A 13896-nucleotide genomic window follows, 5' to 3' on the forward strand; every position below is an offset into this window, starting at 1 on the left:
AAATTATGCTCGCAAGACAGCGTTTCCCACCCGATTCCTGCCGAAATGGATCAATCCATCAGCGCGTCGAGACCACGAACCAGACCTTTGATCTGCTGTACCCGTCTGATGGCGAGCAGCGTGCCCGCCACGTAAGGCGCTGCGGACGAGCCGGCGTCATGGCGTATGGTCAGCCGCTCGTCTGGCAAACCGAACAGCGCCTCGCAGGACAGGATGTAGGACGGCAGGCGAAGCGCGTGCACTTGCACCCCCTCGCCTGCGCCGACCGCACCACCGCGTGTGGCCGGTACGCCGGAGACCTCGGAGACCGGCTTTGCCGTTGAGGCCTTGCGGATGTCGGCCAGCGCTTCAGCAAGCTCTCGTGCGGTTCCGGAGGGCGCGTCGGGCTTCTTTGCACTAGCATAATCGATGACCTCGACATCCGGCACGTATTTTGCCGCCATAAGTGCAAACCGCTTCATCAGCGTGGCGGTGATGGAAAAGTTGCCAGCGGCAACAACGCCGACGCCATTGGCGCGCGCCGCGGCGTCGATCTCGGCATAGTCGGCAGCTCCCAGTCCCGACGTGCCGATCACCGTGTGCCGTCCGTTGTCGATGGCGAGCAGCACATGGTCTTTCACGACATGCGGCTTGGTGAAGTCGACCAGCACGTCCGACGGCGCCTCCAGCGCCTCGGCCAGCGAGGCCGAAACGGCAATACCATTAGCCGGCATACCAACCAACAGACCGGAATCCTGCCCCGCGCCGCTGCGTGATACAGCCCCGGCCAGCGCCATGTCGCCTTGCGCCCCGATCGCCGGAACCAGCGCTTTGCCGACCCAGCCGGTCGCGCCGGCCATTACCACGCGTATTGCCATCGTGCGATCCTCCATCACCCATCGGTTTAGACGATAGCGATATGGAAAGAGCCAAGCTCATTCAAGTCGGGCTCACCGTTGAGTGTTGATCCAGAGACTCTGGGACGTTGCAAAGACAAGCTGAAGCTCGGATGAACGGGCCTGAAAATCAGGGGCGCATGACGCTGGCCGCGCGCTCGGCAAAAGACATCGGATGTACGACCTCCTTTTTTTGCGCCACTGGTGTAAAGCCGAGTTTTTGATAGAGCGGCAGTGCTGCTGGGTGATCGAGGGTGCAGGTCTGCACCGTCACCCGCTTTGGCCCGTGCGACCAGGCTGCGGCGATTGCCGCACCGAGGAACCAGCGGCCGATGCCTTGCCCGGTCGCGTGCTCCATCATTCCGAAATAAGCGAGTTCCACTTCCTCCGGCAAATGCGGCTTGAGGTCGAAGAAGCCCGCCGGCGCACCATCCAGATAAAGCACCCTGATGTCGCGGTCCTCGCGGTGGATGCCCGCCGCAAGCTCCTCGTCGCTCAGCCTCAACACATTGACCCAGTGCCATTTGCGGCCCACCCGATCCATCAAATAGCGGTAGAAATGCAGCGGAATGTCTTTGGTCTTGAGCAGCGCGATCTGGCGGTTGTACGGCAGCGGCGGCGAATAGGCAGGCGGCACATGCATTTCGAGAAACGTCACGGTGACGTCGATGTCTTCCAGCGATCCGTCTTCCATCCCCGTCAGTCCTTGCCCGTCACGACGGGCGTGTCGGAAAGCCCGCCCCATTCGGTCCATGAACCATCATAAAGCCTGTTGTCGGCATGGCCAAGCGTCTCCAAAGCCAGCGTGATGGCTGCCGCGGTGACGCCCGACCCGCAGGAGGTGACGACCGGCTTCGACAGGTCGATGCCGGCTCCTTCGATCACTTTGCGCAGCCTGTCCGTCGGCAACAATTCGCCGTTTTCCGAAAGCGCCGAAAACGGCACGTTGTGCGCGCCCGGCATATGGCCGGAGCGGATGCCGGCGCGCGGCTCCGGCTCGGTGCCGGCAAAACGGCCAGGCGAGCGCGCGTCGGCGATCTGGTTCTTCCCCGTCTCGACGATCCGGCGCATGTCGGCAAGGCTGGCGACGCGGGCGGCATCGAAGTTGGCATAAAACACGCAAGGCGCGATCTTCGTCGGCTCCGCCGTCACCGGCCGTCCGGCGGCTTTCCAACGATCGAACCCGCCGTCGAGTATATAGACCTGGAACACGCCCATGACGCGAAACAACCACCAGGCGCGCGGTGCAGAAAAGAACCCTGGCCCGTCATAGACAACAATCGTGTCATCGGCCGAAATACCCATCGCGCCGACATATTGCGCGAAATGCTGCGGCGACGGCAGCGTGTGCGGCAGAGCCGCGTCGGGGTCCGAAACCGCATCCTGGTCGAGGAAGCGGGCGCCTGGAATATGCGCTACGTCGTACTCGGCGCGCGCGTCACGCTTTTGCGCCGGCAGATACCAGGACGCGTCGACAATCGTCAGGCCGGGTTCGCCGAGCCGCTTCTGTAACCAATCGGCATCGATGGTGAAAGGACTGTCGTCGGCCATCTTTTCTCTCCTGTCCCGCCCGTCGCAGTCCTATATCAGGCTGGCGGCATAGGACCAAAGCGAATGCGGAAGCGCCGGTTCTCGCGGCCCTTCTTCTCGATCTTGCCGATATGGATCTCGCCGATTTCGCTGGTGCTCTTTACATGGGTGCCGCCGCAAGGCTGGCTGTCGATCGAAGCGTTCTCGCCGATGCAGACCAATCGGATCCTTCCCGTGCCGGCCGGGGGCCGCACATTCTTGGATTTCACCAGGCCCGGATTGAATGCCAGTTCCTCGTCGGAAATGAGCCGGGTGAAGATCGGGTGGTCGGCTCGCACCAGCTCCATCAGTCTGGCCGTCACGTCTTCCTTGGTAAAGCCGGCATCCGGGATGTCGAAATCGATACGGCTGTCGTCCTCGGAAACCGCGGCGCCGGTGATCGGGAACGGACAGACGACGGTAAGCAGGTGGCAGGCAGAATGCATGCGCATCAGCAACTGCCGCCGCGGCCAGTCGATGGCGAGCCTCATGCGCTCGCCCACCTTTGGAACTGCCTGCTCCGGCGCCGGCACATGGATGATCTCGTCCTTGGTTTCGCCGGTGATCGTAGCGGCAATCGCTATGCCGGTGCCGTCGGCGCGTTCGAGGCTGCCGGTGTCGCCCGGCTGCCCGCCCGATGTGGCGTAAAACACCGTCCGGTCCAGAATGATGCCGCCGCGATCATTGACTGCCACGACGGTGGCGTCGGCCGTCCCCAGATAGGCGTCGTCACGAAACAGCGCTTCGGTCTTGTGCGCCATCACGCAACCCTTTCGAACGGTACCGAAATCGTGCTCTGTTGCTCCATCCACCCCGGCACCGGCAGCTTCTTTTCGCGCAGGAATTCAGGATTGAACAGCTTCGACTGGTAGCGCGTGCCGTAGTCGCAAAGCATGGTCACGATGGTGTGGCCGGGGCCTAGCTCGCGCGCCAGGCGAATGGCGCCGGCAATGTTGATGCCCGTCGAACCGCCAACGCAAAGCCCCTCCTCCTGGATCAGGTCGAATACGATCGGCAGCGCGTCCTCGTCGGGGATCTGGAAGGCAAAATCGGGTGTAAAGCCTTGGAGGTTGGCGGTGATCCGCCCCTGCCCGATGCCTTCGGTGATCGAGCTGCCCTCGGATTTCAGCTCGCCGCTGGTGTAGAAGGAATAGAGCGCTGCCCCCAGCGGATCGGCCAGCGCGATCTTGACCTGGTTGTTTTTGGCCTTCAGCCCGAAACCGACGCCTGCCAGAGTGCCGCCGGAACCGACCGCCGACACGAAACCATCCACCTTGCCGTCGATCTGGTTCCAGATTTCTTCGGCCGTGGTGCGGATATGGCCGTCACGGTTGGCGACATTGTCGAACTGGTTGGCCCAGATCGCGCCGTTCGGCTCGCTCTTGGCCATCTGCTCGGCCAGCCGGCCCGACAGCTTCACGTAGTTGTTCGGGTTCTTGTAAGGCACGGCGGGCACTTCGATCAGCTCTGCGCCGAGCAGTTTGATGGTATCCTTCTTCTCCTGGCTCTGGGTGTCGGGAATGACGATCACCGTGCGGTAGCCGAGCGCCTTGGCAACCAGTGTCAATCCGATGCCGGTATTTCCGGCCGTCCCCTCGACGATGACGCCGCCGGGCCGCAGCAGCCCGCGCTGTTCGGCATCGCGGATGATGAACAGGCCGGCGCGGTCCTTTACCGACTGCCCGGGATTCATGAATTCGGCCTTGCCCAGGATCTCGCAGCCGGTTGCTTCCGAGGCCTTGTTGAGGCGGATCAGGGGCGTGTTGCCGATCACGTCGATCACAGAACGGGGCATGGAGATTCCTTTGTGGGTGCGGCGAAACCCTAGAAACCCGAAGCTTCGGTTTCAAGGCAAGAATTTGCCTGGTCCAGTCGCATTTCGCACGCTGCAATTCCTGCAGCCAGGAGCGCCCGATCGGTATTCATTTCAACCATGTACCGAAAAGCACTCTTTTCATTCGATTTCTTCACCGGTAGAGCACAGGCTAAGAAGAGCCGGCGGGGCGCAACATGACACTCTATCGGGCCAATCCGAAGCATGGCGTCGCCTGGATTACGGGCGGCAGCAGCGGTATCGGCCGTTCGCTGGCCAAGGATCTTGCCGCTCGGGGCTATGTCGTCGCGGTGACTGCGCCAGATGACCATCCGATCGATACGCTCATCGTCGAAACGGCGCAGATGGCGGGCCGTGTCGCAGCCTTTCCCTGCGACGTGACCGACGAAAAACGCATGGCAAAGACGGTTGCAGCGATCGAGAAAGATCTCGGTCCGATCGTGTTGGCAGTGTTCAACGCTGGAAGCTATATCGCAACGCCAGGCGAGGATCTTGTGGCGCGCAATTTCCGTCGGTGTTTCGAAGTCAATTATTTTGGCATCATCAATGGCCTGCTGCCGGTCATCGAACGCATGCGCGTGCGCTCGCGCGGCCATGTCGTGCTGATCGGTTCGGTTACCGCCTATTTCGGCTGGCCCACCACCGCCGCCTATGGCGGCACCAAGGCGGCAGTCAATATCCTGGCCGAGTCGCTGAAATACGATTTCGACAAGATGAACGTCCGCATCCAGGTGATTAATCCGGGCTTTGTCGACACGCGGCTGACCGAAAAGAACCTCCTGCCGATGCCGGGCCTGATGCCGGTCAATCTGGCCTCGCGCCGCATCGCGCAAGGCATCGAATACGGCGGCTTCGAAGTCACGTTCCCACGCCGCCTGAGTTGGACGCTGAAGCTGCTCAGGATGCTGCCGAGGCCGTTCTGCCGATGGGTGATCTGCACGGTCACCCGCTGGAATGCGCGGCCGCTGAATTTCGACCGCAAGCCGCCAGTCGAGTAGGATCGGTGATGGGCGAGCGATCGTGTTTGCGGGTCGCTGGGGCGCCGGACATGAATTGGTGCGGGTCGACGATACCGGCGACCCGGACAACCACGTCATTGCCGGCGACGCGCTGTCGCCATCGACCAGGGCTTTCCTCGCGCAGCGGATCGTCGTGGGATCGAGGCGGTGGTAAAGTGAACCAAAGGCCCCCAAGCAAGAGGGCGACCGAAGCATCGCTCCGGTCGCCCTCTTCAATCGTGTGTGACCAAGCCAGGCTTGGCCCACCGCAACACGGTCAGATTATGCGGCCCGCGCTGCTGGCCGCTTGCCGCCGAAGCGGCGCTTGTTATTGCCCTTGAAGGGCTTGGCGCCTTCCGGCTTGCGCTCGCCCGCAAAGGCCGGCTTGTCGCCGAACCGCTTCTTGCCGAAGCCGTTGTTTGCGCCGCCGGGCCGCCTGCCGTCGCGACGGCCATTGTGGTCGTTGCGATCATTGGCCGGTTCGAAGCTGCGCTCGTGCTTCTCGGCGGGATTGCGCTGCGGATCGGGGCTGCCGAGATGGTCGGCAACGATCGGCAGCTTGGTGCGGATGATGCGCTCGACCTGACGCAGCTTGCTGTTTTCAGACGGGTCGCAGAGTGTGATGGCGATGCCGTCCATGCCGTTGCGGCCGGTGCGGCCGATGCGGTGGACATAGCTCTCCGCCTCGTCCGGCAGGTCGAAATTCACCACATGGCTGATGCCGGGCACGTCAATGCCGCGTGCCGCAATGTCGGTCGCCACGAGAATGCGCACCGAACCCTCACGGAAATCGTTGAGTGCCTTCTGGCGGGCGTTCTGCGACTTGTTGCCGTGGATGACGGCGGCCTTGAAGCCGTCGCGCTCGAGATCCTTGCTTACCCTGTCGGCGCCATGCTTGGTGCGCGAGAAGATGATGACGGACTTCATCGCCTCATCGGCAAGCATGTTGGCCAGCACCTGGCGCTTCTGCTTGGTGCGGGCAAAGACGACACCCTGCACGATCTCGGCGGCCGCGGTGCTGTGAGGAGCGACTTCGACGCGGATCGGGTTCTTCAGCAGGCCTTTCGCCAGTTCGGCGATCTCGGCCGGCATGGTCGCCGAGAACAGCACCGTCTGACGGTCCGGCGCCGTCGCCTTGGCGATGCGCTTGACGTCGTTGATGAAGCCCATGTCGAGCATGCGGTCGCCTTCGTCGAGCACCAGCCATTTGGTGTCGGCAAGCATCAGGTCGCCTTCACGCACAAGGTCGGTTAGCCGACCGGGCGTTGCGATCAGGATGTCGACGCCGGGCGCAACCTTCTTCACCTGGCTGAAGCGCGAGACGCCGCCCAGCACGAGCGCGGTCGATACATGCGCGCCCTTGGCGAGCAGCTTGATCATCTCCTCGATCTGCACCGCGAGTTCGCGTGTCGGCGCCAGGATCAGCGCGCGGGCCGTCTTCGGCCGGCGCTTGGTGCCAAGTGCGATGATCTTCGACAGGATCGGCAGCGCGAACGCCGCCGTCTTGCCCGAGCCGGTCTGGGCGATGCCGAAAATGTCGCGGCCTTCGAGCTGCGGCGGGATCGCCTGGGCCTGGATCGGCTTCGGATCGGTAAAACCGGCGGCATTGGTGGCCTTGAGCAGTGCGCCGGTAATTCCAAGTGCGGCGAAACCGTTCAGTTCCCCAGTGTCCTTACCGATCAAAGTGTCTTCATTGGTCAAAATATTCTTCTTTCATGCGGCTCCTGGCCGCAAACATCGATGGCGGCAGGGCGCAACCTGCCGTCGAAAATTGTCATGAAACGACAAGGCGGGCGGACGTCATCGTCCACACGGCTGCGCTGTCGTGCCCGCAGGCTTCATGCCACGGGGCTTTTTCGCCACCTTGCCGATATGTCGGGAAGAGGGAAAACAGACGCAACCAGTCTCATTCGTCGAGAAGGCCGGAGTGTCCCGGCCCAAGCGCCTATACCGCCGCATATGGCCCAGTTCGCTTCGGAATGCAAGGGGCCTGATGCTGCAGCGCAGCAAAAGCCATGAGGAAGCGGCGCTTGCGCTCTCTCGCGGGCATGATTACCACAATCCAGCTTTCCGTTTCGGGGACCGGTCATGAAGGACGTGCTGAAGGAACTCGAGCGCCGCCGCGAGATCGCCCGCATGGGCGGCGGCCAGGCCCGCATCGACGCCCAGCACAAGAAGGGCAAGCTCACCGCCCGTGAGCGCATCGACGTCTTCCTCGACGAAGGCTCGTTCGAGGAGTTCGACATGTATGTCGAGCACCGCTCGACCGACTTCGGCATGGAGAAAACCAAGATCGCCGGCGACGGCGTCGTTACCGGCTGGGGCACCGTCAACGGTCGCCCGGTCTATCTTTTCGCCAAGGATTTCACCGTGTTCGGCGGCTCGCTGTCCGAGGCTCATGCCGAAAAGGTGGTCAAGGTGCAGGAGATGGCGCTGCGCAACCGCGCGCCGATCATCGGCCTCTACGACGCCGGCGGCGCCCGCATCCAGGAAGGCGTGGCAGCCCTCGGCGGCTATGCCGAGATCTTCCAGCGCAATGTTCTGGCCTCCGGCGTCATCCCGCAGATTTCGCTGATCATGGGCCCTTGTGCTGGAGGCGACGTCTATTCGCCGGCGATGACCGACTTCATCTTCATGGTCCGCGATACCTCCTACATGTTCGTCACCGGGCCGGATGTGGTGAAGACCGTCACCAACGAGACGGTGACCGCAGAGAGCCTCGGCGGCGCCTCCGTCCACACGACGAAGTCCTCGATCGCCGATGGGGCCTACGACAATGACGTCGAGGCGCTTCTGCAGATGCGCCGGCTGGTCGATCTGCTGCCCGCCTCCAACACGGCGGAAATTCCCGAGATCGAATGCTACCAGTCGGTCACCGATCACGATCTGTCGCTCGACAGGCTGATCCCCGACAATGCCAACAAACCCTATGATATCAAAGAGTTGATCCTTACAGTTGCCGACGAGGGTGACTTCTTCGAGATCCAGCAGAATTTTGCGAAGAACATCGTCACCGGCTTCGGCCGTGTCGAGGGCCGCACCGTCGGCTTCGTCGCCAACCAGCCGATGGTGCTGGCCGGCGTGCTCGATTCGGATGCCAGCCGCAAGGCGGCTCGTTTCGTGCGCTTCTGCGACTGCTTCTCGATCCCGATCGTCACCTTCGTCGACGTGCCGGGCTTCCAGCCCGGCACCGCGCAGGAATATGGCGGGTTGATCAAGCACGGCGCCAAGCTTCTGTTCGCCTATGCCGAAGCGACCGTGCCAAAGATCACCGTCATCACCAGAAAGGCCTATGGCGGCGCCTATGACGTCATGGCGTCAAAGCATTTGCGCGGTGACATGAACTATGCCTGGCCAACGGCGCAGATTGCGGTGATGGGGGCCAGGGGCGCGGTCGAGATCATCTATCGCAAGGACATCGGCGACGCGGAGAAAATTGCAGCACACACAAAGGCTTACGAAGATCGCTTCCTGTCGCCCTTCGTTGCCGCCGAGCGTGGCTATGTCGACGAGGTGATCATGCCGCATTCAACCCGCCGCCGCATCGCCCGCGCGCTCAGGATGCTGCGCAACAAGGATATGCAAAACCCCTGGAAGAAGCACGACAACATTCCGCTGTGAGGGGTTGATGTCGCGCCTGGTCTTCTACATGGGAGCGCGCTTCGGCAGGTTTGCCGTCCTGCTTTTCGCTCTGCCGCTGTTCTGCCCAATAGTCTTATGGTTCTTGTTTCTCGACCGGCATCCGCTCGCCGTCATCGCGACTGGCGTTGTTGCGATCCCAGCTGCTATGCTGGGCATGGTTCTGTTGATCGGGACATTGTTCGCCGGTTTTCGACCCAGCAAGGTGGACGGGATTACTCGGGAATCAGCCCCGAAATTATGGGCCATCTGGGAGAGTATTGCCGGCAAACACCGCGCCAGCCGGACTACCATCGTGCTGAGCCCCGATCTCAACGCCAGCATCGGTGAAGAGCGGCCGTTTCTGGGCCTGCTTGGTCGCAGGGCAATTCTCACCGTGGGCCTGCCGCTGCTCGGAGTGACCGACCAAAAGGGGTTTGCGGCGATCTTGGCCCATGAGGACGCCCATCTGAAAAATAAAGATACAAATGGCGGGCTCAACCTGGCCGAACTCGAAAAGAGCTTCGATCTAATCTTCGACTTCGCCCCACCGGGAAAAACAGTTTCGGGCAGCCTGTTCTACTGGATTCTTGGCCCGCTGTCGCGCACGCTGGAGCGCGAAGAAATACGGTTGTCGCGGCGGGCGGAAATTGACGCGGATCGTCATGCAGCGATGTCCGGCGATGCATATGAAGCGGCCCGCGCCCTGCTGCTGGTCGGTGCCGCCAGTGCGTTCTTCGATGACCAAGTGTATATTCCGCTTAAACGTGAACTGCTTGGCACCATGGTACCGCCTCGTCCACCACTCGAAAGAGTTCTGGCGGCCGCCAGTCACCTGTCGAGGCTTCCCATCCTGCAAGAATATGCGCAAAAGGCCTGGGACGCGCCAGATAACGAAAGCGCGGATCATCCGCCCTGGTCCGAACGTTTGAATGCTCTTGGATTTAGCTCGGCTCCAGAGATAGAACCAGTTCTGGTTTCCGCCTTGTTGAGCCTGCTGAGCGATGAGGTGGTCGCCGAACGCGTCCGGCATTTCGACGGTGAATGGACATCGAACATCGCCGACGACCTCGATCGATAGCTGTCCGCCCTGGAGCTACTGCGGCCAATGTCAGAGTCGTCGGCCTATTCCGCTTCCGCTGCTCCGAACCCGGCTCCCATCGTCGCGCGGACAGCGCCCGACCACGGCGTGGCGTGATTGTCGATGCGCATCTGGAAGATAAAATAGGTCGGCGAGCAGAAGCCGATGCCCTTCACTTTGGCGATACCGGGTGTATCGGGCGGCAGCGACTGGCACATGTAATCCTCGCGGCAGAAATGGTCGGCCGAGCAGGCCGGCCTGTTGCCGCGATTGACGGCGCCGCCCAGGCACTGATCGAAATTATTGGTCGCCACGCAGGTGTCGAATTTCTTGCCGCCAACCAGCCCGCAAATCTCGTTCGGCATCGGCTTGCCCGTTTTGAAGGCGGCAAAGCTGCGATCCCGGTCGTCGCAGCCGCGATAGGCGATGCCGGCCGGCACTCCGATCTTCGGCGGTCGGCAAGTGTAGGCGGTACGCGAAATGGCCGGCGCAAACGCCGCGAACTGGCCGGTTATGGTATAGCTGTCATTGAAGGGCTGTGCCGGGTTACTGGCGATGGATCCCGTTAAACAGGGGTGGCCGGAAAACATGTCTTCGCTGTCCTTGGGCAACAGGCATTGCGCCAGCTTGGTGCGCACGCCGGACGCGGTGGTCAACGGCGTGCAGACGGTGCCGCCACCGCATTGCCATGTCGCGCCGAAGCGGGCCGCATCCTGTGGCATCAGGCACGGCATCGCCATTTCGGCCGGCGAATAGGCAATTTCGCCGGCATCGTTCCATGTCGCCGGCGGCGCGAAGTACAGCGGGCGGAAGCGGTTCGGTTCCTTGCCGTCGGCAGTCGCGTGCAGCCAAGCGACGCGGCGCGGGATGTCGGCGTGGAGATGCGGCGAGATGCCGACCTCGATGCGGTTGAGCGGCGAGGTCGTCTTGTCGTCAAGTCCGATGAAATGGAAGCCGGCGGTCGAACCCGCCTGATGGCAGCCCTGGCAGGCGCCGTTGTCCAGCCGCTCGACCAGTGCCTCCGGCGTGCGCACCAGCTTCAGCGCAGAGAAATCGACACCAGCGAAATCCGCGGACTGGAATAGTGGCGTGAACAGGTGGTTGGCCTGCCTCGCACTGCCGAAGGTCGACCAGGAGATGACCTTCCTTGCCAGGAATTCCTCGGGAATCTCGTAGACGCCGAGATCGACCGTCGCGACATTGGTGCGGACATAGTCGGCAAGTCTTGCTTTCAGCGCAGCGTCTTCGGCGAGACGTGCCGTGTCGGGCGTGTTTTCCAGCGGCTTTTCGTTGGCAGCCGCTCCGTCGATGCCGAAAATTCGCATGAGATAGGCAGCCTGCCCGCCGAATTCGGTCTCCTGGCCGGAGGGGAAGCGCACCACTTGCGCATTGAGCTCGAGCTGCTTGAAGATGAGCGCCGTCCTTTCCAGCGGCCCACCGGTCAGCCAGCCGGCATCGACGCTCTCGTCGAGTTGTGGTGCCCAGCGTCCCGCGACGCCGACACAACCGCCGTCGACATCGGGCGCCACGCTGTAGACGGCGTTGAAGTTGAATGGCAGACGCGAGGCCAGAACCTTGCCGTTTTTGCGGAAACTGTAAGCGAGGCGATAGATGAGGCGCACCTCGCCGCAACTTCCGTCACCTTTCAGCGCGGTGAAATCGCGCCGGTCGAGCCTGTTGACGATACCGACCAGCCGGAAGCGCGCCGCCTCGGTCTTCAGCCAGCGCATGTCCATGATGCGGCCGACATTGCCGTCGGTCACCTCGTAGAGCGGCCGGCCGCCGGCCTTCATCTCGGCCCGCAATGCCGCGACGTCGCTTGCAATCGTTTCGACGATCGCGTGATAGGCCGGCGCCTTGTCGTAAAGCGTCTTCAAATCGCCCTTGCCATCGACGCCGAAAATGCCGGCGAGGCCAAAGCCCTTGCTGTCAAGCTGGGCGAGAACGGCCGGGTCGTCGACGATGGTCAGCGGAGTTCCGGCGTTCGCGGCCTGTGCCATGGATATGGCACTAATGATCGCAACGAGCAGCGCAATCAGGCGGTTCATTCGGCAGCCTTCCCGCGGCTTTCAACGAGCTCGCGCAGGACCGGCACCAGCGCCAGCGGCAGGTCCTCGGCGATCAGCCCCGGTCCGAAACGGCTGCCGGCCTCGGCATGGATCCAGACTGCCGCACAGGCCGCTTCAAAGGCCGGCATGCCCTGCGCCAGCAGCGCGGCGATGATACCCGACAGCACGTCGCCCGAACCGGCGGTGGCCAGCCAAGGCGCGCCATTGTCGTTGATCGCTGCCCGGCCATCGGGGGCCGCAATCACAGTGTCGGCACCCTTGTAGACGAGAGTGGCGTTGGCCCGTTCGGCTGCGGCGCGTGCCTTGGCCAGTTTGGACAGGTCCTTGTCCTCGGCGATATCTGAAAAAAGCCTGACGAATTCGCCGTCATGCGGCGTCATCACCAGAGCCGGCGCGCTCGGCCGGCTGGCGGCTTCGAACAGGGCATCCGTCGCGTCGCGAAACGAGGTGACGCCGTCGGCGTCGAGCACCAGTCCGTCGATCCCACCGTCTTGCCCACGAGCGCCATTCAGCACGGCTAGGGCGAATTCGCGCGTCTTCTCACCAATGCCAAATCCTGGGCCGAGCACGAAGGCCGATGGCCGGCGGCTGCCGACGAATTCGTCCACATCCGCGACAGTGTCTAGCTTGCGCAGCATGATCGAGGTCAGATGCGCCGCGTTCACACGGATGGCGTTCGCCGGCGACAGCAAGGTGACGGCCCCTGCCCCGCTCCTGGCCGCGGCAAGCGCTGACAGCCGCGCAGCACCCGTCGCCGACGGCCCGCCGGAAAAGACGCCGACATGGCCGCGTTTATACTTATGGGCGTCGACGGCCGGAACCGGAAAGCGGCCAAGCCAGAGCGCCGGAATGTTCTCGAATGTTCGTGGTTCGAGCTGCGCAACAACACTGTCGCTTATGCCGATATCAGCGAGCACAATTTCGCCGCACAGTTCGCGCCCCGGCAACAAAAGATGGCCTGGCTTTTTTCGCGCGAAGGTCACCGTGGTCCGGGCCCGGAAGGCCTTTCCTAACACATTGCCGCTCTCGCCTGAAACGCCCGACGGCAGGTCGACCGCGACAACCGGCAAGTTCAATTCCGCCGCAATGTCGATCACCTTGGCGGCGTCGCCGGACAGCGGCTTGGACAGCCCCGCCCCATAGACCGCGTCAACCACGACCGAGCCCATCTCGGCAACGAAATCCGACAGCGGCCGAGCTTCAACCGGGCATTCCGAGGCAGCGAGTGCCGCATCACCTTTGGGCGATCCGGACGCCCACACAGAGACATCGACGGCGCTCTCCCGAAGGAGGCGCGCCACGACATAGCCGTCGCCGCCATTGTTGCCGGGGCCGCAAAGCACGTGGACGCGCGTTGCGTTCGGGTAGCGCTTGAGCACCACGGCAGCAACCGCAGCGCCGGCATTGCGCATCAGGCCGATGCCGTCGAATGGACCAGCGGCAATCGCCAGCCGGTCGGCCTCGGCCATTTCGGACGGAGAAAGAAGTTCGTGGCTCATGCGGGCGACATGCACATCATCTGCCGAAGCATTGTCCAGTTTTTGATCCGACGCAAACTACGAAGGTTATGAAACACACCGGCAATGCCCGGAGCGACGAGTCGCAGGTCCACAGCTGCCCATGAAATATCCGATCTGCCCATTTTTTGTGCGGACGACGGGACCGGCGGTGTTTAGGCTCGTGGCGCTCATGGCGCATCCGACGCAGGGAATGACGCGAATGTACATTCCCGCGTAGCATGGTATCCAAATCATGTGAGCCCACCCGGCACCCCATCAATTGGCACAGTTCGTGCCTGATTGAGGCGCAAGCGGGGCTCACAACCCGTCTTTTTTGGCAGTGGAGGCCACTT

The 13896-nt window shown here is 62.6% G+C and carries 11 protein-coding genes and 1 pseudogene; 4 read left to right on the top strand and 8 right to left on the bottom strand.

The features are described 5' to 3' along the window. Nucleotides 1–50: 50 nt before the first annotated feature. From dapB to NKJ84_RS17180, 5 genes are all read right to left on the bottom strand, one after another. Nucleotides 51–857 carry a 4-hydroxy-tetrahydrodipicolinate reductase gene (dapB, locus tag NKJ84_RS17160; protein WP_352448952.1) on the bottom strand — a complete coding sequence of 269 codons (807 nt, stop codon included), beginning with the start codon at nucleotides 855–857 and terminating at the stop codon, nucleotides 51–53. A gap of 148 nt (nucleotides 858–1005) precedes the next feature. Next, entirely contained in the window at nucleotides 1006–1569 is a 564-nt protein-coding gene (locus NKJ84_RS17165) for a GNAT family N-acetyltransferase (protein WP_352448953.1), read from the bottom strand. A gap of 5 nt (nucleotides 1570–1574) precedes the next feature. Then, on the bottom strand, nucleotides 1575–2426 hold the full coding sequence (sseA, locus tag NKJ84_RS17170) for a 3-mercaptopyruvate sulfurtransferase (protein WP_352507431.1): 852 nt from the start codon (nucleotides 2424–2426) through the stop codon (nucleotides 1575–1577). Between the two features lie 35 nt (nucleotides 2427–2461). Next, nucleotides 2462–3205 carry an alanyl-tRNA editing protein gene (locus NKJ84_RS17175; RefSeq protein ID WP_352507432.1) on the bottom strand — a complete coding sequence of 248 codons (744 nt, stop codon included), beginning with the start codon at nucleotides 3203–3205 and terminating at the stop codon, nucleotides 2462–2464. After that, nucleotides 3205–4239, bottom strand: a complete 1035-nt coding sequence (locus NKJ84_RS17180; RefSeq protein WP_352507433.1) for a cysteine synthase A — start codon at nucleotides 4237–4239, stop codon at nucleotides 3205–3207. Before NKJ84_RS17180 ends, NKJ84_RS17175 begins: the two co-directional genes overlap by 1 nt. Nucleotides 4240–4454: 215 nt before the next feature. Here NKJ84_RS17180 and NKJ84_RS17185 point away from each other — a divergent pair, with 215 nt between their 5' ends. Continuing rightward, on the top strand, nucleotides 4455–5276 hold the full coding sequence (locus NKJ84_RS17185) for an SDR family oxidoreductase (RefSeq protein ID WP_352507434.1): 822 nt from the start codon (nucleotides 4455–4457) through the stop codon (nucleotides 5274–5276). A 28-nt stretch (nucleotides 5277–5304) separates the two neighbouring features. Then, nucleotides 5305–5456, top strand: a pseudogene (locus tag NKJ84_RS17190) (alpha/beta hydrolase); the annotation flags it as partial. 102 nt (nucleotides 5457–5558) lie between these two features. Here the strand turns inward: NKJ84_RS17190 and NKJ84_RS17195 are convergent. Then, nucleotides 5559–6977, bottom strand: a complete 1419-nt coding sequence (locus NKJ84_RS17195) for a DEAD/DEAH box helicase (RefSeq protein WP_352507435.1) — start codon at nucleotides 6975–6977, stop codon at nucleotides 5559–5561. 387 nt (nucleotides 6978–7364) lie between these two features. Between NKJ84_RS17195 and NKJ84_RS17200 the strand changes: the two genes are divergently transcribed. Further along, nucleotides 7365–8897 (top strand): acyl-CoA carboxylase subunit beta, encoded by a 1533-nt coding sequence (locus NKJ84_RS17200; protein ID WP_352507437.1) that lies wholly within the window; start codon nucleotides 7365–7367, stop codon nucleotides 8895–8897. Between the two features lie 7 nt (nucleotides 8898–8904). Continuing rightward, a complete protein-coding gene (locus NKJ84_RS17205) occupies nucleotides 8905–9975 on the top strand; it encodes a M48 family metallopeptidase (protein WP_352507438.1) in 1071 nt (356 codons plus the stop codon). 44 nt (nucleotides 9976–10019) lie between these two features. Here the strand turns inward: NKJ84_RS17205 and NKJ84_RS17210 are convergent, their stop codons facing one another. Both NKJ84_RS17210 and NKJ84_RS17215 read right to left on the bottom strand, forming a co-directional pair. Continuing rightward, the gene (locus NKJ84_RS17210; protein ID WP_352507439.1) at nucleotides 10020–12023 is read right to left on the bottom strand and encodes a hypothetical protein; all 2004 of its coding nucleotides are present in this window, start codon (nucleotides 12021–12023) and stop codon (nucleotides 10020–10022) included. Continuing rightward, the gene (locus NKJ84_RS17215) at nucleotides 12020–13543 is read right to left on the bottom strand and encodes an NAD(P)H-hydrate dehydratase (protein WP_352507440.1); all 1524 of its coding nucleotides are present in this window, start codon (nucleotides 13541–13543) and stop codon (nucleotides 12020–12022) included. Before NKJ84_RS17215 ends, NKJ84_RS17210 begins: the two co-directional genes overlap by 4 nt. Between the last annotated feature and the right edge of the window lie 353 nt (nucleotides 13544–13896).

This window comes from Mesorhizobium sp. M0048 (assembly GCF_040323405.1).
Classification (GTDB): Bacteria; Pseudomonadota; Alphaproteobacteria; order Rhizobiales; family Rhizobiaceae; genus Mesorhizobium.